The organism is Pseudomonas gingeri, from assembly GCF_013385425.1.
Classification (GTDB): Bacteria; Pseudomonadota; Gammaproteobacteria; order Pseudomonadales; family Pseudomonadaceae; genus Aquipseudomonas; species Aquipseudomonas gingeri_D.
On record NZ_JACAQA010000010.1, the window covers coordinates 95,583 to 118,264 of the forward strand.

Sequence of the window (22,682 nt, forward strand, 5' to 3'; positions counted from 1 at the left end):
GCGCGGGCGTTGAACAATGATAAATCCCAAACTGCTGCAAATGGTGATTGACGCGTCGAACGACGGCATCGTGGTGTCCGAACAGGAAGGCGAAGACCATATCCTGATCTATGCCAATCCGGCGTTCGAACGCCTGACCGGTTACACCAACGAAGAAATTCTCTATCAGGACTGTCGCTTCCTGCAGTCGGGCGACCGCGACCAGCCGGCGCTGGAACTGATCCGCGAAGCCCTGCACACCCGCAAGCCGTGCCGGCAGATCCTGCGTAACTACCGCAAGGACGGCAGCCATTTCTGGAACGAGCTGTCGCTGTCCCCGGTGTTCAACGAAAGCGACCAACTGACCTACTTCGTCGGCGTGCAAAAAGACGTGACGGTGCAGGTCAAGGCGCAGCAGCGGGTGGCCCAGCTGGAAGCGCAACTGGCCGAGGTCCAGGCGCAACTGGCGGCGCTCAAGGCGGCAGGCACAAACCAGCCATGACCGATCAGCGCGGCCGGCCGGTGCAGGAGACGCCTGAGCGGCGATCAGGTGTCGAGGCGACCCGCCAACAGTTGTTGCAGGCGCCGGCGCATCAGCCGGCCGTCATTGCCCAGGCAACCGATGCTTGAGCCTTCCAGGCGCTCCTGTAACAGTTCCGAGACATCCCCGGCCAACATCACCGCACAGTCCACCGACAGCGCCAGGCGGTTGAGGCGGCGTGGCAGATCCGTCGTCGGCGAACGGTTGGAATACAGCACCAGCGCCTCGGGCCGGACCTTTTCACAGACCAGGGTCAGTTCATCGAAGGGCTGGCCAACCGCCAGGACACTGACGCAGCGGTCGCCGTCACCCAGCAACAGGCCGGCCACCAACAATTCGAGCTCACGACATTGATCCGGTAAAGCGGCGAGCACGATGCGTTGGGAGGGCAGCCCGCGAACCACGTGCAGGCGCTGCAGGACCCGCGCGCGCAGGAAGGTATCGAGAAACAGCCACTCGCTGGTCTGGCCGAATTCACCGCTCTGCAACTGCAGGCGCTGCCACAGGGGCAGGAGGATATTCTGGAACACCACGGTCAGCGGGTAGCTGGAAAACACCTGTCCGTAGAGACGTTCGAGGGCCGGTTCGTCGAAAGCGCTGACCGCCGCGCGCAATTGCGTCTGCCAATCGTCCCATTCCGTCTGGGCAATCGATTGCACCGCAATGCCGGAAGGGGTGTGAATGGGCGCTGCCTGGGCAGCGGTCTTCGCCAGGATCTTGCCGACCTTGCTCACCGCCACGCCGCGCTCGATCCAGCCCATGATGGTGCGGACCGTCTCGATATCGCTCATGGCATAGAGCCGATGCCCACTTTCGGTGCGGGTCGGCTGAATCAAACCGTAGCGCCGCTCCCAAGCCCGCAGGGTGACCGGATTGACGCCGGTCAGGCGCGAAACTTCGCGAATGGGAAACAACTCTTCCTGTTTCAGCGCCCGCAACAGCGGCGCGGCAGGTTCAAGTTCGGTCATGACGGGCATCTGTCACACATTTATGGGTAGGATTTAACCGATATTCTAGCCCACTGGATCCAACACCCTGCAAATCATACGCAATGCGACTTACTGGCTTGGTGCATTTCCCGGGAATAGGGAATAATTCTTGCCTGTCCAAACACGCAGCCCACCACCCCGGCGCTGCGTTGCGCATCAGCCCTATCCGGGCGGCATGCTTGTCTTACGGAGATACATGATGTCTACCTCACCCGTCACCATGATGGTGGCCCGTCGCGTTGCCGATGGCCGCTACCAGGACCTGCTCGCCTGGTTGCACGAAGGCGAACTGCTCGCCACCGACTTCCCCGGTTACCTGGGCTCCGGCGTGCTCGCCCCGCCGCCCGGGGACAACGAATTCCAGATGATTTTCCGCTTCAGCGATGCCACGACCCTGGGCGCCTGGGAGCACTCCGCTTCACGCAAGGCCTGGCTGGCGCGCGGCAGCGACCTGTTCGCCGGGCCACAGGAGCGCCGGGTCAGTGGCATCGACGGCTGGTTCGGCGTCGTCGGCCAACGTCCACCGCGCTGGAAGCAGGCGGTGGCGATCTGGCTGGCGTTCTTTCCCGTGTCGCTACTGTTCAACTTTGGCCTCGGGCCGTTGCTCGCCGAGCTGAATCTGCTGCCACGGGTACTGGTCAGCACCCTGGTGCTGACCCCGCTGATGGTCTACTTCTTCATTCCGCTGTCGACCCACCTCCTCGCGGGCTGGTTGCACAGTACCCAGGCCAAGGCGCTGCCCGGCGACACGGCCACTGCCCGGCATTGACGGTACGCAGTATCCGGCTTGGCAGTTGTACAAGCGGTGTGGCTGGTATAGCTTTGACTTCAACGTCAACCGACGCCTCTCCACCGCTGCCACGAGCCTTCGATGCCATCGTCTTGTGCCCCCATCCTGATTACTGGCGCCGGCCAGCGTGTCGGCCTGCATTGCGCAGAGCGACTGCTGGCCGACGGCTACCCGGTGATCTTCAGCTATCGCAGCGAGCGCCCAGGCGTCCAGGCCCTGCGCGACCTCGGCGCCACCGCGCTGTTCGCTGATTTCTCCAGCGAAGCCGGGATCCTGGCCTTTATCGAAACGCTGAAGCAGCACACCGACTGCCTGCGGGCGATCGTCCACAATGCCTCGGCCTGGCTGGCGGAAACTCCCGGTAACGAAACCGCGGCCTTTACCCAGATGTTCAGCCTGCACATGCTCGCGCCCTATCTGATCAACCTGCACTGCGCCGAACTGCTGGAACGCTCGCCAATGGCCGATATCGTGCACATCAGCGACGATGTCACCCGCAAGGGCAGCAGCCAGCACATGGCCTACTGCGCCAGCAAGGCCGGCCTGGACAGCCTGACCCTGTCCTTCGCGGCCCGCTACGCGCCACGGATCAAGGTCAACGGCATCGCGCCGGCGCTGCTGATGTTCAACCCCGACGACGACGCGGCGTACCGCGCCAGGACCCTGGCCAAATCGGCCCTGGGTATCGAGCCCGGAGCCGGGGTGGTCTACCAGAGCCTGCGCTACCTGCTGGACAACCCCTATGTCACCGGCACAACCTTGACCGTCAACGGCGGCCGGCACCTTAAATAAGCCGCCCCGCGAGGAATCCTTTCCATGAGTGCCACACTGCCCGAGCATTACCGCGAGATCCTTCTGGGGCTGGGCGAAAACCCCGACCGCGAGGGCCTGCTGGACACCCCGAAACGGGCCGCCAAGGCCATGCAGTACCTGTGTCATGGCTATGAGCAGAGCCTCGACGAGGTGGTCAACGGCGCGTTGTTCGCTTCCGACAATGACGAGATGATCATCGTCAAGGACATCGAGTTGTACTCGCTGTGCGAACACCACCTGCTACCCTTTATCGGCAAGGCCCATGTCGCCTACATGCCCACCGGCAAGGTTCTGGGGCTGTCGAAGATCGCCCGGATCGTCGACATGTTCGCCCGCCGCCTGCAGATCCAGGAAAACCTCACCCGGCAAATCGCCGACGCCATCGAGCAGGTGACCCAGGCCGCCGGCGTGGCGGTAGTGATCGAAGCCCAGCACATGTGCATGATGATGCGCGGCGTGGAAAAACAGAATTCGACCATGAACACCTCGGTGATGCTCGGCGCCCTGCGCGACTCGAGCACCACCCGCATGGAGTTCCTGCAACTGATTGGACGGAGCAAGTAGCAATGCCACAACTTCAACCCGGCATGGCACGCATTCGGGTCAAGGACCTGTGCCTGCGTACCTTTATCGGCATCAACGAGGACGAGATCCTCAACAAGCAGGATGTGCGGATCAACCTGACCATCCTCTATGCGGCCCAGGAAGCGGTGCGCGACAACGACATCGATCACGCCCTGAACTACCGCACCATCACCAAGGCGATCATCCAGCATGTGGAGGGCAATCGCTTTGCCCTGCTCGAACGCCTGACCCAGGAACTGCTGGACCTGGTGATGAGCAACGAAGCCGTGCTCTATGCCGAGGTCGAAGTCGACAAGCCCCATGCGTTGCGCTTTGCCGAGTCGGTGTCGATTACGCTCGCAGCGAGCCGTTGAGCCACTGAGCCGTCTGGCGTTCGCCGCGCCAGGCTCTTATCATCGCGCCCTACTTCACCCGCACAGAGCCCATCATGACCGAGCAAGAACGCCTCGAACTCGAAGCCGCCGCCTTTCGCCGGCTGGTCGCCCACCTGGACAGCCGCAAGGATGTGCAGAACATCGACCTGATGAACCTCGCCGGGTTCTGCCGCAACTGCCTGTCCAAGTGGTACAAGGCCGAAGCCGACGAACGCGGGGTCGAGGTCAGCCTCGACGATGCCCGTGAAGTCATCTACGGCATGCCCTATGCCGAGTGGAAGGCCCAATACCAGCAAGAAGCCAGCGCCGAACAACAGGCGGCGTTCGCCAAAGGAAAACCCCATGAGTGATTTGAACACCCTGCGCGCCAGCCTCAACAGCGGCGAACATGTTTTTGCCGACACCCTGGCTTTCGTGGCCGCCGGTTACGACTATCAGCCACAAGCCTTCAACAACGGCGGCGTGGAAAACGCCGCCGGGCAGAACGAAGGCTCGTGCAAGACCCTGGGCCTGGCGCTGCTGGAAGGCTTGAGCGACCAGGAAACCTTGCTGGCCTTCGGCGAGCATTACCGTTCGGTCCTGGCCACCCCTGAAGGCAGCGACCACGGCAATATCCGCGCGTTGATTGCCCACGGCCTGGCCGGCGTGAAGTTCACCCAGGCGCCGCTGACCCGGCGCTGATTCAAGCGCCCGGCCGGCACATCGCAACTTTTAAGATTGACCCGGCGACTTTATTTCGTTTGCCGGGGACCGCTGCTCACGGCTTAGATAAAAAGAAGTCTTCCTTCTTTCGAGTCAGGTCTCCATGAGCAGCGAAACCATCAGCCAGTCGATTTCCATCGTTCACCCGATCAGCCTCAGCCACGGCAAGAACGCCGAGGTCTGGGACACCCACGGCAAACACTATATCGATTTTGTCGGTGGCATCGGCGTACTCAACCTCGGCCATTGCCACCCGCGTATCGTCGAGGCCATTCGCGAACAAGCCACCCGGCTGACCCACTACGCCTTCAACGCCGCGCCCCATGCGCCCTACCTCGAACTGATGGATCGCCTGACGGCGTTTATTCCCGTGACCTACCCGGTCAGCGGCATGCTCACCAACAGCGGCGCGGAGGCGGCGGAAAACGCCTTGAAGATCGTCCGTGGCGCCACCGGTCGCACCGCCGTGATCGCCTTTGACGGCGCCTTCCACGGCCGCACCCTCGCCACCCTCAATCTCAACGGCAAGGTGGCCCCCTACAAACAGAAAGTCGGGGTACTGCCCGGGCCGGTGTATCACCTGCCCTTCCCCAGCCAGGACAATGGCGTGACCTGCGCCGAGGCGCTGAAGGCCATGGAGCGGCTGTTCAGCGTCGAAATCGATGTCGAGGACGTCGCCTGTTTTATCCTCGAACCGGTGCAGGGCGAAGCAGGCTTCCTGGCGTTGGACGTGGAGTTCGCCCAGGCCCTGCGGCGTTTCTGCGATGAGAAAAAGATCCTGCTGATCATCGATGAAATCCAGTCCGGTTTCGGCCGCACCGGCCAGCGTTTTGCATTCTCGCGACTGGGCATTGAGCCGGACCTGATCCTGCTGGGCAAGAGTATTGCCGGCGGTGTGCCGCTGGGGGCGGTGGTCGGCCGCAAAGCGCTGCTCGACACCTTGCCCAAAGGCGGGCTGGGCGGCACCTATTCGGGCAACCCGATTGCCTGCGCCGCGGCCCTGGCAACCCTGGATGAAATGACTGATGCGAACTTGCAGGCCTGGGGCGCGCAACAGGAAGAGGCGATTATCGGGCGTCACCAGGCCTGGCGCGCCAAGCAGCTTTCACCCTACCTGGGGCGCCTGACCGGGGTTGGCGCCATGCGCGGCATCGAGCTGATCAACCCCGACGGCAGCCCTGCGTCGGCACAGTTGACGCAATTGCTGGCCCTGGCCCGCGAGGCCGGTTTGCTGCTGATGCCCAGCGGCAAGTCGCGGCACATCATTCGCCTCCTGGCCCCCTTGACCACCGAGGCGGCAGTGCTGGAGGAAGGGCTGGATATCCTCGAGGCGTGCCTGGCCAGGCTTACCTGAAATCCGCGGGCAGAAAAAAACCGGCCGGGGCCGGTTTTTTTCATAACGATGCAATCAGAACGAAGCGTTCTGCAGGTCATCGAGGTAGCGCTCGGCGTCCAGGGCCGCCATGCAGCCGGCGCCGGCCGAGGTGATGGCTTGACGGTAAACGTGGTCGGCCACGTCACCGGCGGCAAACACACCTTCCACGCTGGTGGCGGTGGCATTGCCTTCACGGCCGCCCTGCACCACCAGGTAGCCGTCTTTCAACGCCAACTGGCCTTCGAACAGCGAGGTGTTCGGGGTGTGGCCGATGGCGATGAACACGCCGTCGACTTTCAGCTCGTCGAAGCTGCCGTCGTTGTTCTTCAGACGGGCACCGGTGACGCCCATGTTGTCGCCCAGGACTTCGTCCAGGGTGGCATTGAGCTTGAGGACAATCTTGCCCTCGGCGACGCGGGCATGCAGTTTGTCGATCAGGATCTTCTCGGCACGGAAGGTCTCGCGACGGTGCACCAGGGTCACCTTGCTGGCGATATTGGCCAGGTACAGCGCCTCTTCCACGGCGGTGTTACCACCACCGACCACGGCGACTTCCTTGTTGCGATAGAAGAAACCGTCGCAGGTGGCGCAAGCGGAAACGCCCTTGCCCATGAACGTCTCTTCCGACGGCAGGCCAAGGTAACGAGCGCTGGCGCCGGTGGCGATGATCAGGGCGTCACAGGTGAAGGTGCCGCTGTCGCCCACCAGGGTGTAGGGCTTTTTCGCCAGGTCCACCGCATTGATGTGGTCGAAGACGATTTCGGTTTCGAAACGCTCGGCGTGCTCTTTCATGCGGTCCATCAGCGCCGGGCCGGTCAGGCCATGCACGTCGCCGGGCCAGTTGTCGACTTCGGTGGTGGTGGTCAATTGGCCGCCGGCCTGCATGCCGGTGATCAGCAGCGGCTTGAGGTTGGCGCGCGCGGCATAGACCGCGGCGCTGTAACCGGCAGGGCCGGAACCGAGAATAATCACTCGCGAATGGCGTACTTCAGACATGACTCACTCCTATCGACCGCCCGTCAGCTACCGGTGCGGAACGCCGGCGGACCGGCTGGAATAAAAAAGGACTGCGAAAGCACTTGGGGAAGGCTTGTAGCACACAGTCCTGAAAAATAATGAGGTGCAGCGTATCGAGGAGGCGAAGATTAAGGAAATACGCAATAACAATCCAGCTCATAGCAGGTCTCTATCCTGAACGGTGTTCTTCAAGACGCCTTGTTACTGCAAATGTCGAACCTTTCACCGGCCCTGCAAAGCCGGTAAGGTCGGCGCGTTTCCCCCATCTCGGAGCACGTTATGCCCGCACCCGTCCTGTCCGGCCCGCAATATCTGCGCGAGGGCCTGAAGCTGGTCCTGAGCCCGGGCCTGCGCCTGTTCGTCCTGCTGCCGCTGGCGATCAACCTGGTGCTGTTCGTCGGCTTGATCTACCTGGCCGGCCACTATTTCAGTCTCTGGGTCGATACGCTGATGCCGACCCTGCCCGGCTGGCTGAGTTTCCTCAACTACATCCTCTGGCCGCTGTTCGTGGCGCTGGTGGTGCTGATGGTGTTTTTCACCTTCACCATGATTGCCAACGTGATCGCCGCGCCCTTCAATGGTTTTCTCGCCGAGAAAGTCGAAGTGGTGGTGCGCGGCACCGACAATTTCCCGGCCTTCAGCTGGGCCGAACTGCTGGCGATGATTCCCCGCACCCTGGCGCGGGAAATGCGCAAGCTGGGTTACTTCCTGCCGCGGGCCATCGCGCTGTTGGTGCTGTCGTTCATCCCGGTGGTGAATATCATCGCCGCACCGCTGTGGTTGCTGTTCGGGGTGTGGATGATGGCGATCCAGTACATCGACTACCCGGCGGACAACCACAAGCTGAGCTGGCAGGGCATGCTCGCCTGGCTGCGGCAGAAACGCTGGCAGTGCATGAGTTTTGGCGGGATCGTCTACCTGGTGCTGCTGGTACCGGTGGTCAACCTGCTGATGATGCCGGCGGCGGTGGCCGGGGCGACCTTGTTCTGGGTCCGTGAGCGGGGTGACGAGGCCCTGGCCGGCGAACGGCGCTGAGGCGCCCGCAAACCCTTTAGAGACCGTTCGCTAATCACGCTTGAACTGCCCTTTCCCAGCCCACTGATACACAAGGCTGGTACACATGGCACTGATAGCCCAACCGTTCCGGCACCCTGATTCGGGTATCTATTACCTTCGACGTAGGGTGCCGGACGACCTCCGACAAGTGATCGGCAAAACTGAAATTCGTCGCTCGCTGAAGACACGAAATCACCACCAAGCCAAGGCCGCGTTCGCCATCGCTTTTACTGAATCCGAACGCGTATTCAGTGATGCCCGCAATGGGCTTAGCATCGAATGGTTCCAACCAGAGACACCCCCGCCGACCTTACCTAGACTAGCGCTATCCACGTCCCCAGAACCCCTTGTAAAGCTGTCACAGGTGTTAGGCCGCTACATCCAGTCCGTATCGATGTCTGGCAGGTCTGAATACGTTCTACAGCGTCATACAGTCGATTATGGCCGTGCCGTCAATCGGTTCATCACGAAGATGGGAGACCAACCCATTACGGCGATTCAACCTTCTGACATCCATACGTTTGCGGCCGATCTCATCCAACCTAAAGACGCAGATGAAAGACCACTTGCGACCTCAACCACGCGATTGTTGCTGGCGAGGCTGTCATCGGTTCTGGCTTTCGCGGTGGATTCCGGCTTGCTCGAATCGAACCCCGTCCTCGTCTCTCGCATTCACAAGCGTCTAGGCCCGAGCAAACCCAAACGCCGCCTAAACGACAACAGGGGTTACACCTGGAATGAGCTGATCACTCTGTTTGGCCACCCTGAATTTCAGCGACTGAGGTATGCACAAGGCCGTCCAGGGAATGCCGTGTTCTGGCTACCATTGATTGCGGCGTATACAGGTGCGCGCAGGGAGGAAATAGCTCAACTGTATGTCGGTGATTTCCACCAACACGAAAGCAGCCAATGGTTCATCAGAATCATCGATGACCGTCCAGATAAATCAGTCAAAACCGACAGTAGCCGCAGGGAAATCCCAATTCATGACGATTTGATCGTCCTGGGCTTACTGACACTGGTGCTAGGCCGAGAACCTGACTCAAGGGTTTTTCCACAACTGATCAAGGTATCTGACGGTTTTGCGGGGATCGTATCCAAAACATGGCGTCCGATCAGCCAACGCTGCGGGGTATACAGACCAGACTGCAATCCGCTTCACGGCTTTCGACACAGCTTCAAAACGCTTGCCAGGGAGCACGGGATACCCAAAGAAGTCAGCGATTGGATCACCGGTCACGCATGCACGAATGAAGGTGATCGCTATGGAGTGAACCCTTTGTCCCGGATGGCAGAGGAAATCCAGAAGATTCCGAGTATTGCGAGGGACGCCGGACTAATCCCCGGAAAATAAAAAAGGGGGGGCATCTCAAAGCTGTTTCCACCGAGAAGGCACCCCAGACAATTACATCAAATCAAAAACAAATAATTAACACCACAGTACACCACCAACAAAACAGCGCCCATAACGATTCGACCAAGTTACTAGGCAACATAAACAAAAGCTCTTTCACTACTACTCATACCCCCACAAAAAAAATAACTCATTGATTCTGTTTAGAATCAACTAAAATCGTCGTATTATGGCCCCATCTCCAACGCCCTCCAACTGAAAAACGATAAACAATCATCGCTATCAGCCAGGGCCAACTCATCCTAAAAAAGGCATATACCGTAATGACCAACAAAATTATTAATATAGCAATCGCAATGCCCGGGACAGGCAAAACAAAAGCAGCCCTTGCAGAAATCCCAGGGATGCTAAACCTTGGAAAGAAAGTCCTTTATGTTGCACCTACATTTGCACTTGCCGATCAGGTTTTTGATGATATCAACAAAGTCAGCAAATACATTCAACCAATCAAAATTGATTCACGAAACGGGGTCTCTGCAGAAGCCATGTTGAATAAAATGCTGAACCCTAAAGAAAACAAATATCTTATTATCTGCCAACATGCAAGCTTCCAAAAGTGTTCAACAACACATTTAGGAAGCTGGACCATTATCATTGACGAACTACCAATGCCAATTAATCTTAGACATGTCACATTCGATAACACACAACTAAAGCGACTGGAGCTTGTCGAAAACATTGATGGTCAAATGAAGGCCAAAACCGGCATGCAAGAACTTATTAAAACCGAAGTAAAAACCTTCAACAAAGCCAACGGAACAAACAACAATAGAATCGACAGCACCCTGGCGAAACCCACGCATATTATTTATGAAGCGATTTTGGATGACACCCCTGTTTTTGTTGATATAAATAAAAATAAAAACGAAAAAAATTACCCCACCCAGGATGATCAAAAAACGATCATTCGCGTTGTCGAAGAATATGGATTCTTTGAACGACTCCATGCTGTGCGAGAAGTACATCTACTTTCAGCTACCCTTGATGGATCATTATTTGATTGGTTTGCACGGGCGAACGGTTTTACTTATGAAAAATCGTACTTCGCACCAAACAATGTCAAAAGCTGCAAAGATGTAACTATCTACCCTATGCTATCTGACGACAACTACTGTTCCCGTGGGGTCTTGGACTCAGTGGATGCTACATCCGATGAAGGTCACAAAACCTTGTATTCCATTACGAAATTGATAGACAGTCATTTAGGTGAGAAACAAGAGTGCCTGATGTTTTCGTACAGTTGGGGACAACAAGCGCATGGCAACAAACTCAAACAATGCAAAATTGATAGCCGTGGCCTTAATCACTTGAGCCATATACATAACGCATTCACGATATTCCATGGCAACCCGACACCGATTGCCCGCAGGTCTCTTGAATTCATTGCTAAAAAATACAATAGATCGATTGAGGAACTGGAAAAGGCTTGGAAATTCACACACAAACTGGAAATGACCTTACAGAATGTATTTCGCACCTCACTGAGAAACAAAGAAATTGACAACCCTATCAATCTATATGTCCAAGACACCGCAACCGCACAGTTTTTGCAAAAAACATATCTTCCGAATGCAATTATCGACGAGAGCTTGGCCAAAACTTACAAAGTGAAGAAAAAACCCGGGCCTACCCCTCACCCTAAAAAAGATTTAGCTCTTGAACTGCTTAAAGCAGGCATGAAACAGGTTGATGTAGCAAAGATAACTGGGCTGAACAAAATGACCATCTCCAATTATGCGAAACTCCTTCGCCAGGCTATTACTGAAACATTTAATTCAAAATCATTCAACACCCTTGAGGAATGGTTGTAAACCCGAACCTGACTACTCTAAAAAGTAAACAGTTCCCTTAAAAACCTATAAGGCATCCGTTTACAAATCACAGCTAAAATCGTTCAAGCTCATTCTAGAACCAGAACAGGTATTCCAACAACAAAGACAAACGGAATGCCGCAGGCATGACGTCGCGAAGCGCCAAACCTCAATATTTGAACAGAACAATACGTCTAGACTTCAAGACTACTAGAGTCATCAGTTCTCAGACAATGGTTTGGATCTTCGAACACATCTAAAAAACACTAGAAACGTTTGAATTCTATCAAACCTTAAAATAGCAATCGGTTCATATGGGTCTATCCAGCCCTGCGGGTGCACTCGCAAGCTCGTGCATACCCATATCAACTTCGCAGAATCCTACCAGTTCATTGATACGCTTTTAACGGTATACCCCTCCGAGAAGAACATCCGTTCCAGTCGCCTGCGGCGCTTTTTCGGATGTATCTAACGAATACCAGAAGTACAAAAACCCCAGATGCAGTTTGATCACACTCACGCTCGTCGGAAGCAGAAATATTTTTTAAACAACTGTTTTCCATAATTTCGGTTTTCTAAACATCTACCTTGGTTCTGTTGGAAAACCAAACCCTAGTAATACATCTAGTACATCACCAAGATGACACACCTGTTCTAGGTGCTTCTCACTGCATAATATCACTATATCCCCATCAAATCGTACAGTACCGACCTCATGTATTTTCTGTATACATGAAAACCACACCATTCTATCTCATGTTCTATTAAATCAAAGGAGTCCAAGATGGCACAACAAAAGCGACACATATGAAAAAGCCCCTAAAACGGGGCTTCGTACTACTGTGTTATCCGGCTTTCAAACCTAGCCAAATAAACCAAGTATCAATATCGACGTAACGGTCACAATCAATGATGCAACTGTCCATTTGATCGAGCCGAGAAAAGTCGACTTACTGGCCATGCCGAATCGAAACCCAAGCAGCCACAACCTCCACTTATTTCCTGTATAAATCACCACCGGTGCGACAATACTGGCAAGTATCCAGAACAAGATACCGGGCTCTTGATGGGCCTTGGTTCCTGCAAGCGCAAACCGTGCAAACCCCGTAAGAATTACAACAACCATCAACTCGATTTTATTCATAATATCCCCCTACAAATTGAACAACTAGATCGACCCACATGAAACTGTCACATCATCCGTACGTTCGTCCGGGTGCCAGACAATTTTCCCCGTCAAATCGGCGGGAATCCGATAGATCAGCTTAGTACTATAGGTGACTAATGGATTGATAGGTTCGACTGCAACACCAAAACCATCCCCACTAATCATTTCAAACTTATCAAATCTGTAAGTTTTCCCACCCTTATGAATCATTACACTCCCCGGCGATGGATACCTGCTGGTAGTCGAAATGTTCTTGAAACTAGCGTTGAGAATCAGAAACTTTGAACCAGCCCACGATTGAGGTTCTAAGACGGGATTCAGAGTTCCGATCTTCCGACGTGCTACACAACCATTTGCAACAACCTGAAGGCCGCCTACATTCGCCGAGTTGCTTCTAGGATGTAAAAGCTGTTTTTGATAGGTCACATCATCATGAACCGTTTTCTCAAAGCTCTCTTTGTCGACATCGGCCCATGCATTGATCGCAACAAAGGCCAGTCCGCAGAACACCAATTGGCTGGGCACCTTTGTCCTTACGCCCGTCAGATGGGCCGGTTGTAGGCTCAATGACGATAGAAGCATCCCGATGTGCCGTTTCATTTTGATCCGTTTCAGGGTTATGCATGGCCGATTGCCATGTGCTTCCAAATTTATCTGAAAATCAGATATCTGAAAAGCGGATATAGCGTGTAGGGCTATTTTCAATGGATAGCCGTATGCCCAAGGCCATTTACCGACCCGAATACGAGGTGTTTCTGACCTTGCTGAAAGACCGACGGATCAAGGCCGGTCTGACACAGGTGGAATGCTCAAACGCACTGGGACGTCCGCAGTCCTTCATGAGCGACGTGGAGCGAGGCACCCGCCGATTGGATATCATCCAGATTCACGACCTATGTGAGGTGCTTGGATGCGACCTTGTGGAGCTGATCAAGGATTTCATGGATGGGATTCAAAGGATAAAGTGACAAACCACCAGTGAGCTCGGGTCCTTGCTGGCCCAAGATGATGAAGCACCGTGATGTGGGGGCTTCTTTACTTGGAGAATAGATATTCATCCCACATCAAGGACGACATCCAATGCCAGACCGTGACGCTACCATTGCAGACGCCCTCGAGCTGATTGCACTCAATCAGAACGCGCTGGGTGCCGCGATAGAAGAGATTTCTCGTTGGGTCCTCGAACGTGGCAGCCAAAACGTTCAAGCCAATGTCTTGTCGGCGCTGCAAACACTCGATATCAACGCCGAAGGTATCGCCAACGCAATCGAATTGCTACGCCGCTAGCTATCAAAGAACTCTTGTTCGGTGTAATCCAAAATAATTTTTTTCGAATTCATTCCTGCACCTTGAAGCCGGGCAAGCCCTGAGCCTTGCGCCATTCCTTCACTATCTGTGTAACGCCTTCAGGGGAGTTATCTGCACCGTCTTCCGGGTAGTAGATCAGGTCTGATCCGGCTGGATGCTCGCTGATTTTCTCGAAGTGCAACAGAAGCAAGTCGGCACGATCATCTGTATCGGCTTCCTCGTCTTCCTTGGCGAGTTCTTCTAGTAGTTCAACGAACTCGGATTCAGTGTATTCTGAGATGTTGTTTTTCAGGAGTGTGTCTGTCATGGCTGGCCTATTCGTTCCGATGAAGATCAATGTGGTTTCTTGGAGTGTTTACTCGGAGGTTATCAACGTCGTACACGCCACCACCCTCTGACACTTTGTCGAGGTGGTGTAGCTCATAAGACAGTCTACCTCCAGCCCTATCGACTTTTCGCACCCGTGGAGCCCTGCCTGTACGCATTCGGCTGATGCTTTGAGGGATGAACTGATCAGCAACCGCCGACCCTGCGACAGCTTTCCAGAGTGCCGACCTGAACTTATCGAAGCTGTTGAAATCACGCCCCCTTAGTGTATCCGCCACTTCTGTTGGGATCGGGACTCCCACTCCCGAACTCGCCCCGATAAGCCAGATGCCCGTCACATCTTCGCCCTGGCCGCTGGCGGTGCCTGGTGTCTTTCGAACACTCATCACAATGTACAGCGGCTTCAACCCGGAATCAGCCGGGAACACAAGAATGAAGTCCTTGTACTCAGACGGGTAGATCGGGTTGACGATGATGTTATCCGCCTGTTCGGTCGGCGGATAAATCCAAATATGGGGAGCCTGTGGTGCGCCTTCTAGTGGAGGAATCCCTGTGATGCTGGACGGGTCAACCGCTGGTGTCCAGATCAGGGTTACGCCATCTCCGAAGTCGGCCACCTGCTGGGAACCTTGGGCCTTGAACTGCACGATTGGAATCATTTCCCAATCGCGGCGCTTCTGGGTGTTGTACCCGTATCCTTTCAAAGTGCCGTCGGCTTGTTGCTCGACATGCAACCGAACACGTGTACGGCCTTCCTTGAGCGACTTGAGTTGGTCGTCTGTGTACAGGCTGCTGTCACCCAAGCTCGATGGCCACAGCAATGCAACAAATCCAGCCAACGCACCAGCAGCAACGCCGGCAGTGACTACGCCAGCACCGCCGCTCGCCCCCGTTGCAGTCGTCCCAGTGGCAACAGCAGTTCCGGCAGTGCAGAGACCGCCACAAGACGCCCCGGCAGTAGCCGCAGCCGTTCCACCTAATAGCAGCGTCCCTAGTGCATCTGGTAACGCTTCACCACTGATTTTCTGGAGAGGGATGTTTCCCTGTGCATCCGTTCCACGACCGCCAAGAATTGCAAGCTCGCCGTAGTTGCCTATCTTCTCAACGGGGACAAACCCAGCCGGGTTTTTGTGATTGATCTCGCCGTCAGGAAGCTCACAGCTCTTTGAAAACACACAACCCACTATGTTGGACTTGGCACCTTCCTTCGATGGGAGGTCTTTGTATTCAGCCCAACGCTGAGCGTGGATATCTACAGGCTCGACACCGCTGTAGTTTTGAGTCTCGTTGGGGCGGGCTGGTTTTGGTACATAGCCAGACATTCAGTTTCCTTTCGTCCTTGAGGAATTCCAGCCTCCGGCTGGGCAGCATCGACCTTACCGGGAGGCTCAAGCGTTGGCTGTAGGACAAATCCCAAAAGCCTTGCTGATAGTTCCTAGTGTTCCTTGTCATTGCTGGGGGCGAAGGATAACCGGTTGGGTAGGGTGGGGTGAATGGTGGCTACTGGCTACGGCTACGGCTGCGTGGTGGGTGGTGGGTGGTGGGTGGTGGTTCAGCTTCTATCGCTTGGATGTCCTTAATTGACGGCCTGTCGCATAGCTTGTTTCCGGGCTGCGGAATTTCAGTACAACACCTACGCACAATGCAAAAACGAAAGTGTCCCCGCGTCTATGCAAGTAGAGCATCATTAAACGACCGTTAAACGATACCATCCAGACAGGCGGTATACAGGATCATGAAAATAGTATCATTGAATTGGTGATACCATGATAAGCTGATACCACGTTAAACGATCCCAAGGAATCACCGACATGTCCCGCACCTTCCTGTACTGCCGTGTCAGCACATCAACCCAGTTCACTGAGAATCAAGTGCAAGAAGTGAAGACAGCGGGCTTTGATGTACAGGCCAGCCGGGTAGTTGAGGAAACCATCTCAGGTAGCATTGCCGCCAAGGAACGATCAGGCTTCCAGAAGCTGTTGGAACGCATGGAGGGTGGAGACGTACTGATCGTGACCAAGCTGGACCGTCTTGGCCGAAACGCCATGGATGTACGTCAGACTGTCGAACATTTGGCAGCTACCGGCATTCGTGTTCATTGTCTCGCCCTAGGTGGTGTAGACCTGACATCAGCAGCGGGCAAGATGACCATGCAGGTCCTGGGGGCTGTCGCCGAATTTGAAAGGGACCTGCTGATTGAACGCACACAGGCCGGTTTGAGACGCGCCAAAGCAGAAGGTAAGAAGTTAGGTCGTCCAGCAGCAAACGACACCACCGCGTCTGTACAGCGTCTCAAGGCCATGGACATGACACAGGTACAAGTAGCGTCCGAATTGGAAATCGGAATTGCTACGGTCAAGCGTCATTGGAACAAGGTTTGATGTGCGCAACAATACAGACTCAGGTTGTATCAGAATTAGGGATTGGTATCACGACTGTGAAATGCCACTGGAATGCCGTCTAGCCGCCCCCCCCTACACCGGGGGTACAGATTTACGGTGGTTCCATACAATCACCGGTATCTACTAGTGGGTACATGTACCTGGTTCCGTTTTATGGAAAGAAGGAAATCCAGACGCCCCAAATTTCTATCGTGCGTAATTGCGTGCCGCTGATCACCCAGTCGACCACATTGGTATTGGTAACCGTTTGCATACTGGTGACCAATGCACGCCGAAGAAATGACCGACAGAGAACGGCCAGTTGCAGCCTGTCATGAACGTCTATTAAATCAGGTGCGGTTCAGTCCATGTCGTTGCGTACAGCACTCCCAGCAGCTTTGATATTGGGTGGTGTAGAGCTACGCGAAGCCGAACGTTTCTCTATGGGCAGCAAGATAGGGTAAATGCTTCGGATTGAGCTTGCGTAGCTTCATGGATTCCGACAGGCCAAACTCTGGAGGCAGCTTTTGGGCTATGCTGGACAGCAGAATTGAGCCATCGTCTTTGAATGAGATCAGGCCTTGGTCAAACAGCCGATCATAATGTGGAGCCAGTAGCAGACCGTTAAATGGATCGAGCTTGGCATCTGCTTCTGACTGGCTCCAAGGGACAATGTGCGATGCGACCAGCAGTTTAGGTTCCTTCACTCCGGTGAGTGCGCAAGCATCATCCCAAAACCCCATCAATTGCTTCCTAAACTTCTGCTGACCGACGCGTGCCATGATTGTCGTTGCGCGAGCGGTAATCAGGTTGGCCAAGTCTTTTGTACTGCCGACTTCGCCATCTTCCTGTTCAACGGCATCGAGCACGGTAACTATGAAGCTGGACTCGGGATTTTCCAGCACGATGGGGCTGATCATATCCACGAGCGCCTTTGGGAACTTGATCTCGCGCCCGCTGGTGATCTGAAAGTGATCGACAATATCCAGCTCGAATCGTGGCTCGAACGAAATTTGTAGGAGGCGGCGTGTGCCGTCTGCGAAATTGCAGTTTTCACGAACCTCGATGTGAGAGCCCCAAAGAATGTGTTCCTTTTTACGGTCGCGGAATGGTTGTTGCCAGGATGTATCCGTTAGTTTGATGAGCTTGGCCATACCAATCCCTTTTCGATGCTGGTAAAGGCAATGAGGCTATCGGTTTGCTAGCGAAGCGTCTATGTGTTTGGGTAGGATAAAACCGTTCGCCGGGTGCGTACTTTTGAATCACACCCAGTTCTTGAGCTTTTCCATCGGCCTGTTCGGGTCGTTCTCTGCCGGTCATGGCCACGAAACGAACTGATCAAATCCGATGAAATTGGCTGATCAGGTCAAATGCAAACGGGTGGGTAAACCTGTGCAAATGCCCATCAAAAATCTAATCAAGGACAGATCATGACGGGCCCAGACGTGTATAGGTATGTCCGTATCGCTTCATACTGATGAATCAGCTTGGACAGGGCTACCCGAAGGGATGACAGGGGGGACTGACTACGTGTCCTCAGAAAGGGCTAAAGGGGCTAAATGGGGCCCACTTTTGGGGTGTGGTCAAATCAAAAAAACGTCGATCATATTTTTTGCCCCAAGAGTTTTGAGGGTGAAAATTTTAGTACCATACCTCCGTACAATGCAGAAACAAAAAATCCGCAAACTTGATCTATGGGGGATTTCTTATGATTACAGATACGGATAATCGGATGATTGAGGAAGTTATCTCAGATTACATATCGGCATCGCCACTGTAAAGTGGCATTAGAACAAATAGTTAGCCTGTCGATGGCGTTGCCATAATCTACAGGTTCATAGCGAAAGGAACGTCGCCGACGGGGGGAACGTTGATCGGCCCTTATCCTAACTAGCAAGAACTAAAAAAAGCGCACTGTGAATTGACCCTACTAACCAGCAGGGTCAAAATATTGGAAAGTCATATCGCCTCGGCAACGGCATCTGCCACGCCCGCTTCAATCGCGTCTTTTGCCAAACTATCATAATATCGCTTTGTAAGCTCAGATTGAAGAAAGTCATCATTCAATAGCTTTAAAAATAAACCCTGAGATTTTTTCGTACGCAAACTGAATCGTTCGCCATCAGCTGTAAACTTGAATCTCCCACGCAATGCTGGGTGCGTACTCGCAAAACTAATAACGTCTGCATTCGGTATCAAATTTAGAACAGGCGAAGAGCTTGCAGCCCTTACCAGCTTTCTCGAAAACGAAATATCATCCAACCTATCAGAAAACACCTGTACGTTTTCAACCAAGTCTGCCTTCCTGATATTTTCAATACCTTGAGTAGCTATATTTTTGATGGCATCATGAAACCCAAAAAACCTTTCCAACGCTTTCAAATCAAGAATATAATATTGACCACCTATTTTAAAAAATTCAAACTTCGCATTGATCTTCAATACATCTTCATCGAGCTTTTTGAATCTATTGCTACCCCTAGCACGCATCAAGTTGAAGCCTGTATCTTTACGCAGCAACGCAACAGGATATTGATATTTATACAACGCCATCTGATGCTCTACATTACCGAGCAAAATCAATATCCCCTCAAGATTATTAAGCCTATCTTCGGCGAAAGAAAACTCGTCAAAGTTATCAGCCGCAATGATGCTTCTCAGGTGTTGTAGCTCATCAGGGACATCAGGTAGGTCATAGTGATAAACCGTTTCCCTACGATCATCGGCGCTCGAAAGCTCGATTAGGGAAAGGTCATCATTCAGAAGAATTCTGTTCGTTATCGCCTCAACAAACATATTAGTTAATTCAGCCTGCGGAACCTCATCAATATCCGCTTTTTTTATCTGCATGCCATTGTCGGAATCTAAAAGAAAATAGATTTCAGCCCCACATTTATCGGCGATAACCGCCGATATCTGCGCTTTCAACTCATCTATAGTCATTACGCTTTCCTTACGAAGTAGACTTTATCATCCAGGCCTAAGCGACTTATTTGGTCCCCTTCGGCCAAGCGCTCTTTTGAAATAACTACTATGCCTTCCAACAACCGCACGCGCGTCTGCAAACTTATTTTATACACCCTAAAACCGAGGACCGCCAAAGTCGGATTGGCGTAAAACTTATCAGTTTTGACGTATATAACGCCAATGACAAACAACAAAACACCCAGGGCGAGCAAGTACCTTACGTTTGTCAAATTAAAACAAATTAATGGAATAATATAGGTTGTTAGAAACGTAAGATGTTCATAATTCACATCTTCGATCTTAACCACTCTTGCCGCAATGCTTTTACTTCCAGCGATACGGTAGTCGAACCGAAAGTAGTACACTGTACCAAAAAGTAAAAACGCGAACGCAATAACAGAAACCACATTTCGTTCAAGTAGAGATAAAAAGCCTATGAACTTACAATCGTCACCATAACAAAACGGAATATCAATTGTGACAATTATAATCAGCAGAAATAAAAACCATAGCGAAAGTATGTATAACTCAAATTTCTCACTACTTTCATTTATCCGCATTGAGTCATGATCCCTTCGCTCAAGCTAGCTTATGATAAGCCGTTTTCTTCACCGTATTCCATTACGCGGTAGATGTCTATAGGCCACCACAAGGCAATCCGCCATGAATACATGGCAGATTGTACTGATCTTAAAATAGGTGACTTAGCAATTGAGCGAGGGCGGAGGCATTAGCTGCATGTAGAAGCTGCTATTCACCTTCCGCTTTGATGAATTGAGTAGAAAGGCTTGGGGTTCGCTCGCGAAGGTAGGTTGCCGCGTCTTCAGCGATGTCCTTCGCCTTCTCGGGCCTTTCGGCCAAACTCAATGCCCATGATCGGCCTGGATGCAATACGTCCCAGCGAGGGCGCATGCCAGCATGCCGCCCCTTACCTGGATTGTGGTTACCGAAACCATCAATCAGAGAATTCCAGACAGGGGTAAATCGAGCAATAATCAGCGACTCCCCCAACGGAATCCAAATGTCGTCCACGACCAAAAAACGGCAGTGGAAATCTTCGATATTCAGGTTCTCGGCAGACCGAATGCTGTCAGCGTGTTCCTTTAACCGCTTTTGAAGAACCTTTCCCGGAGAGGAACCTAAATCGCCCCCCATTCGAGCACCAGCAGGAACAGCTTTGCCTACATAAATCGGCAACATGAACTGTCCACTTTGATTCAACGACGCTAAGCGCGCATATGCAGGAAAGTCACCGGTGTAGTAAATCGCATACACCCCTGCCCCATCGAAAGCCGGTATCGCGTCGAGCGGATGAACTTCCTTCGACAGCAACGCTTCGGCAACGCTTGCACCTAGATTTTTCTTGTCCAGCGGATTGAATGGAATGACATTGCCCGTCATGCGACGTTTACCACCTTCTTGACGGTTTTCTGAATGCGGATGATCTCAGCGATTGCCAATTTTTCCGCGACACTCGAAGCCACCTGCTGCGCGAGTAGGACGGGCACCGCGTTACCAAGCTGCCGCATCGTTTCGGACCAACTTCCATGGAATCGGAAACCATCGGGGAAGGTTTGAATGCGAGCGCTTTCGCGAATCGTGAAATAACGAACGTCGCCATTTTCCTTGACCAGCATGTTCTCCCCGCCTGGGACACCATGATCCCCGGCTTTCAGGGTTTTGGCTGGTAAATCCAATGGGCTACCGGTGTGACCAGGGTATGAACGAGCGCCGCCTTGGAACGTATGGTTAGGTACTTTCAACGCGGCCTTGGTCTCTGGATCAGGAAGATCAGCAATAGCGTCACGCACCGTTCTCCATGGCAATTTATCCATGGGAAGAAGACCGCTTCTCAGCTTACAAACACGTGACCAAAGCTTGGCTGGGACTTCTGGCATTTTGAGACCATGCCGAGCCCAGTACTCGCCGGTAACCCATTGCGAGTGCAGCAAGGCATCGTAGCTATGGGTTTCCTCTGGAAAGGACCATTCAACGCCGAGGTCGTCCCTAAAACCAACAATGAAGACCCGTTCCCGCTTCTGTGGCACACCATAATCTGCGGCGTTCACGAGGGTTGGAACCACGTTGTAGGTATGCCCTTTGCCTTTGCGCTTACCGGACGTTCGCTCTGCTTGCAGGCGCATCAAATGATCATGCCACCCTTCGTCTTTTCGACGTGGCAGCTCTGGGAACTCAAGCTGAAGCAAAATGTACTGGTAGTAATTTGCAAATGCAGCCCGCGTCAGCCCCTTGACGTTCTCCACGATGAACGCTTTTGGTTTCAACGTCCGGATAATTTCAACGGTCGCGGGAAACATATCACGACGATCATCGTACGCCCCATGCTTGCCACCGATGGAGAATGGTTGGCATGGTGGACCACCAGCGAGCAGCTCAATACCTTCCGGAATGCTGCTCCAGTCGAAACCACGCACATCACCTTCGTGCAGATTCCAGTGCTGCACCAGAGGGTAACCACGCTTCTTGTTTTCGCGAACGGTATCACACGCCCATTTATCCCACTCGACGACCGCCAGATGTGAAAACCCCGCTATTTCACACCCCATGGCAAGGCCACCAGCCCCCGCGAATAGCTCAACGGATTTCATTGCGTGTTCCCCCGTTCAAGAAAGCCATTCAGCCTTTTCTCTAATAAATTCAAATCTTTAAGCTCACATTCCCAAATCACAAAAGCGTCCCACCCCTGTGACTTTAGCTGAAGCAGCGTGCGTGCATCGCGTTCTCTGTTGCCTTCCAATTTTGGAATCCAGAAGTCCGGCCGCGATTTGGGCAATCTTGCAAGCCGACAGCCCTCGTGTCGATGCCAAAAGCATCCATGAACGAAAATGACTTTCTTCTTGCTCTTGAAGATGATGTCCGGGCTGCCTGGAAGGCTACGGTCGTGAAGTCGATAGCGATACCCCATCGAAAAAAGTAACCGACGTACCGCCATTTCCGGCTTGGTGCCCTTTGACCTCACCTTAGCCATGCGAAGGCTTCGATCAGAGGGGGTCAGAGTATCCACGAATCTTACCAGTCACACGCAATTCATTCATTACCAAAAGCTCCGAACAGTGATCCAGCA

The 22,682-nt window shown here is 53.4% G+C and carries 26 protein-coding genes; 14 read left to right on the plus strand and 12 right to left on the minus strand.

Annotation, left to right across the window (positions count from 1 at the left end; translation table 11 throughout):
* The first annotated feature begins 16 nt into the window (after positions 1–16).
* Positions 17–481, plus strand: coding sequence for a PAS domain-containing protein (locus HX830_RS15610; RefSeq protein WP_103496562.1), 465 nt, complete (start codon positions 17–19; stop codon positions 479–481).
* Positions 482–525: 44 nt separating this feature from the next.
* Here the strand turns inward: HX830_RS15610 and HX830_RS15615 are convergent, their stop codons facing one another.
* On the minus strand, positions 526–1,497 hold the full coding sequence (locus tag HX830_RS15615; protein ID WP_103496561.1) for a MerR family transcriptional regulator: 972 nt from the start codon (positions 1,495–1,497) through the stop codon (positions 526–528).
* Between the two features lie 211 nt (positions 1,498–1,708).
* On the opposite strand from HX830_RS15615, the gene HX830_RS15620 reads away from it, so the two are divergent.
* From HX830_RS15620 to HX830_RS15650, 7 genes are all read left to right on the plus strand, one after another.
* Entirely contained in the window at positions 1,709–2,278 is a 570-nt protein-coding gene (locus HX830_RS15620) for an antibiotic biosynthesis monooxygenase (protein WP_103496560.1), read from the plus strand.
* Between the two features lie 102 nt (positions 2,279–2,380).
* Positions 2,381–3,091 carry a dihydromonapterin reductase gene (gene folM / locus HX830_RS15625; RefSeq protein WP_152740039.1) on the plus strand — a complete coding sequence of 237 codons (711 nt, stop codon included), beginning with the start codon at positions 2,381–2,383 and terminating at the stop codon, positions 3,089–3,091.
* Between the two features lie 24 nt (positions 3,092–3,115).
* On the plus strand, positions 3,116–3,676 hold the full coding sequence (gene folE / locus HX830_RS15630) for a GTP cyclohydrolase I FolE (protein ID WP_103496558.1): 561 nt from the start codon (positions 3,116–3,118) through the stop codon (positions 3,674–3,676).
* A 2-nt stretch (positions 3,677–3,678) separates the two neighbouring features.
* Positions 3,679–4,050, plus strand: coding sequence for a dihydroneopterin triphosphate 2'-epimerase (gene folX / locus HX830_RS15635; protein WP_103496557.1), 372 nt, complete (start codon positions 3,679–3,681; stop codon positions 4,048–4,050).
* Positions 4,051–4,124: 74 nt separating this feature from the next.
* Positions 4,125–4,421 carry a DUF1244 domain-containing protein gene (locus tag HX830_RS15640; RefSeq protein ID WP_103496556.1) on the plus strand — a complete coding sequence of 99 codons (297 nt, stop codon included), beginning with the start codon at positions 4,125–4,127 and terminating at the stop codon, positions 4,419–4,421.
* The gene (locus HX830_RS15645) at positions 4,414–4,752 is read left to right on the plus strand and encodes a HopJ type III effector protein (protein WP_103496555.1); all 339 of its coding nucleotides are present in this window, start codon (positions 4,414–4,416) and stop codon (positions 4,750–4,752) included. The genes HX830_RS15640 and HX830_RS15645 overlap by 8 nt, the downstream gene beginning before the upstream one ends.
* Before the next feature lie 124 nt (positions 4,753–4,876).
* Positions 4,877–6,127 (plus strand): 2-aminoadipate transaminase, encoded by a 1,251-nt coding sequence (locus HX830_RS15650; protein ID WP_177101081.1) that lies wholly within the window; start codon positions 4,877–4,879, stop codon positions 6,125–6,127.
* A 54-nt stretch (positions 6,128–6,181) separates the two neighbouring features.
* Here HX830_RS15650 and trxB read toward each other — a convergent pair whose 3' ends face one another.
* On the minus strand, positions 6,182–7,144 hold the full coding sequence (trxB, locus tag HX830_RS15655; RefSeq protein WP_177101083.1) for a thioredoxin-disulfide reductase: 963 nt from the start codon (positions 7,142–7,144) through the stop codon (positions 6,182–6,184).
* 300 nt (positions 7,145–7,444) lie between these two features.
* On the opposite strand from trxB, the gene cysZ reads away from it, so the two are divergent.
* From cysZ to HX830_RS15670, 3 genes are all read left to right on the plus strand, one after another.
* The gene (gene cysZ / locus HX830_RS15660; protein WP_177101085.1) at positions 7,445–8,200 is read left to right on the plus strand and encodes a sulfate transporter CysZ; all 756 of its coding nucleotides are present in this window, start codon (positions 7,445–7,447) and stop codon (positions 8,198–8,200) included.
* Between the two features lie 85 nt (positions 8,201–8,285).
* Positions 8,286–9,575, plus strand: a complete 1,290-nt coding sequence (locus HX830_RS15665) for a DUF6538 domain-containing protein (RefSeq protein WP_177101087.1) — start codon at positions 8,286–8,288, stop codon at positions 9,573–9,575.
* A gap of 323 nt (positions 9,576–9,898) precedes the next feature.
* Positions 9,899–11,446 (plus strand): DEAD/DEAH box helicase, encoded by a 1,548-nt coding sequence (locus tag HX830_RS15670; protein ID WP_177101089.1) that lies wholly within the window; start codon positions 9,899–9,901, stop codon positions 11,444–11,446.
* A gap of 862 nt (positions 11,447–12,308) precedes the next feature.
* Here HX830_RS15670 and HX830_RS15675 read toward each other — a convergent pair.
* Both HX830_RS15675 and HX830_RS15680 read right to left on the minus strand, forming a co-directional pair.
* Positions 12,309–12,590, minus strand: a complete 282-nt coding sequence (locus tag HX830_RS15675; protein WP_177101091.1) for a hypothetical protein — start codon at positions 12,588–12,590, stop codon at positions 12,309–12,311.
* A gap of 24 nt (positions 12,591–12,614) precedes the next feature.
* Entirely contained in the window at positions 12,615–13,139 is a 525-nt protein-coding gene (locus HX830_RS15680) for a hypothetical protein (protein ID WP_177101093.1), read from the minus strand.
* Positions 13,140–13,330: 191 nt separating this feature from the next.
* Here HX830_RS15680 and HX830_RS15685 point away from each other — a divergent pair, with 191 nt between their 5' ends.
* Both HX830_RS15685 and HX830_RS15690 read left to right on the plus strand, forming a co-directional pair.
* Positions 13,331–13,582 (plus strand): helix-turn-helix domain-containing protein, encoded by a 252-nt coding sequence (locus HX830_RS15685; RefSeq protein ID WP_177101095.1) that lies wholly within the window; start codon positions 13,331–13,333, stop codon positions 13,580–13,582.
* Between the two features lie 112 nt (positions 13,583–13,694).
* Complete coding sequence (locus HX830_RS15690; RefSeq protein ID WP_177101097.1) at positions 13,695–13,901, plus strand: hypothetical protein; 207 nt, start codon at positions 13,695–13,697, stop codon at positions 13,899–13,901.
* A gap of 49 nt (positions 13,902–13,950) precedes the next feature.
* Here the strand turns inward: HX830_RS15690 and HX830_RS15695 are convergent, their stop codons facing one another.
* Both HX830_RS15695 and HX830_RS15700 read right to left on the minus strand, forming a co-directional pair.
* On the minus strand, positions 13,951–14,229 hold the full coding sequence (locus tag HX830_RS15695) for a bacteriocin immunity protein (RefSeq protein ID WP_177101099.1): 279 nt from the start codon (positions 14,227–14,229) through the stop codon (positions 13,951–13,953).
* A 7-nt stretch (positions 14,230–14,236) separates the two neighbouring features.
* The gene (locus HX830_RS15700; protein ID WP_177101101.1) at positions 14,237–15,571 is read right to left on the minus strand and encodes an S-type pyocin domain-containing protein; all 1,335 of its coding nucleotides are present in this window, start codon (positions 15,569–15,571) and stop codon (positions 14,237–14,239) included.
* A gap of 489 nt (positions 15,572–16,060) precedes the next feature.
* On the opposite strand from HX830_RS15700, the gene HX830_RS15705 reads away from it, so the two are divergent.
* Positions 16,061–16,630, plus strand: a complete 570-nt coding sequence (locus HX830_RS15705) for a recombinase family protein (protein WP_177101103.1) — start codon at positions 16,061–16,063, stop codon at positions 16,628–16,630.
* Positions 16,631–17,049: 419 nt separating this feature from the next.
* Here the strand turns inward: HX830_RS15705 and HX830_RS15710 are convergent, their stop codons facing one another.
* From HX830_RS15710 to HX830_RS15730, 6 genes are all read right to left on the minus strand, one after another.
* Positions 17,050–17,784, minus strand: a complete 735-nt coding sequence (locus HX830_RS15710; RefSeq protein ID WP_177101105.1) for an HNH endonuclease — start codon at positions 17,782–17,784, stop codon at positions 17,050–17,052.
* 805 nt (positions 17,785–18,589) lie between these two features.
* Positions 18,590–19,573, minus strand: coding sequence for an anti-phage protein KwaB (kwaB, locus tag HX830_RS15715; RefSeq protein WP_177101107.1), 984 nt, complete (start codon positions 19,571–19,573; stop codon positions 18,590–18,592).
* The gene (kwaA, locus tag HX830_RS32505) at positions 19,573–20,157 is read right to left on the minus strand and encodes an anti-phage protein KwaA (RefSeq protein WP_371317525.1); all 585 of its coding nucleotides are present in this window, start codon (positions 20,155–20,157) and stop codon (positions 19,573–19,575) included. Before kwaA ends, kwaB begins: the two co-directional genes overlap by 1 nt.
* Positions 20,158–20,347: 190 nt before the next feature.
* Complete coding sequence (locus HX830_RS15720) at positions 20,348–20,998, minus strand: Eco29kI family restriction endonuclease (RefSeq protein ID WP_177101109.1); 651 nt, start codon at positions 20,996–20,998, stop codon at positions 20,348–20,350.
* Positions 20,995–22,206: a DNA cytosine methyltransferase gene (locus HX830_RS15725; RefSeq protein ID WP_177101111.1), complete on the minus strand. Its 1,212-nt coding sequence runs from the start codon at positions 22,204–22,206 to the stop codon at positions 20,995–20,997. Before HX830_RS15725 ends, HX830_RS15720 begins: the two co-directional genes overlap by 4 nt.
* A complete protein-coding gene (locus tag HX830_RS15730; RefSeq protein ID WP_177101113.1) occupies positions 22,203–22,622 on the minus strand; it encodes a very short patch repair endonuclease in 420 nt (139 codons plus the stop codon). Before HX830_RS15730 ends, HX830_RS15725 begins: the two co-directional genes overlap by 4 nt.
* Positions 22,623–22,682: the final 60 nt, after the last annotated feature.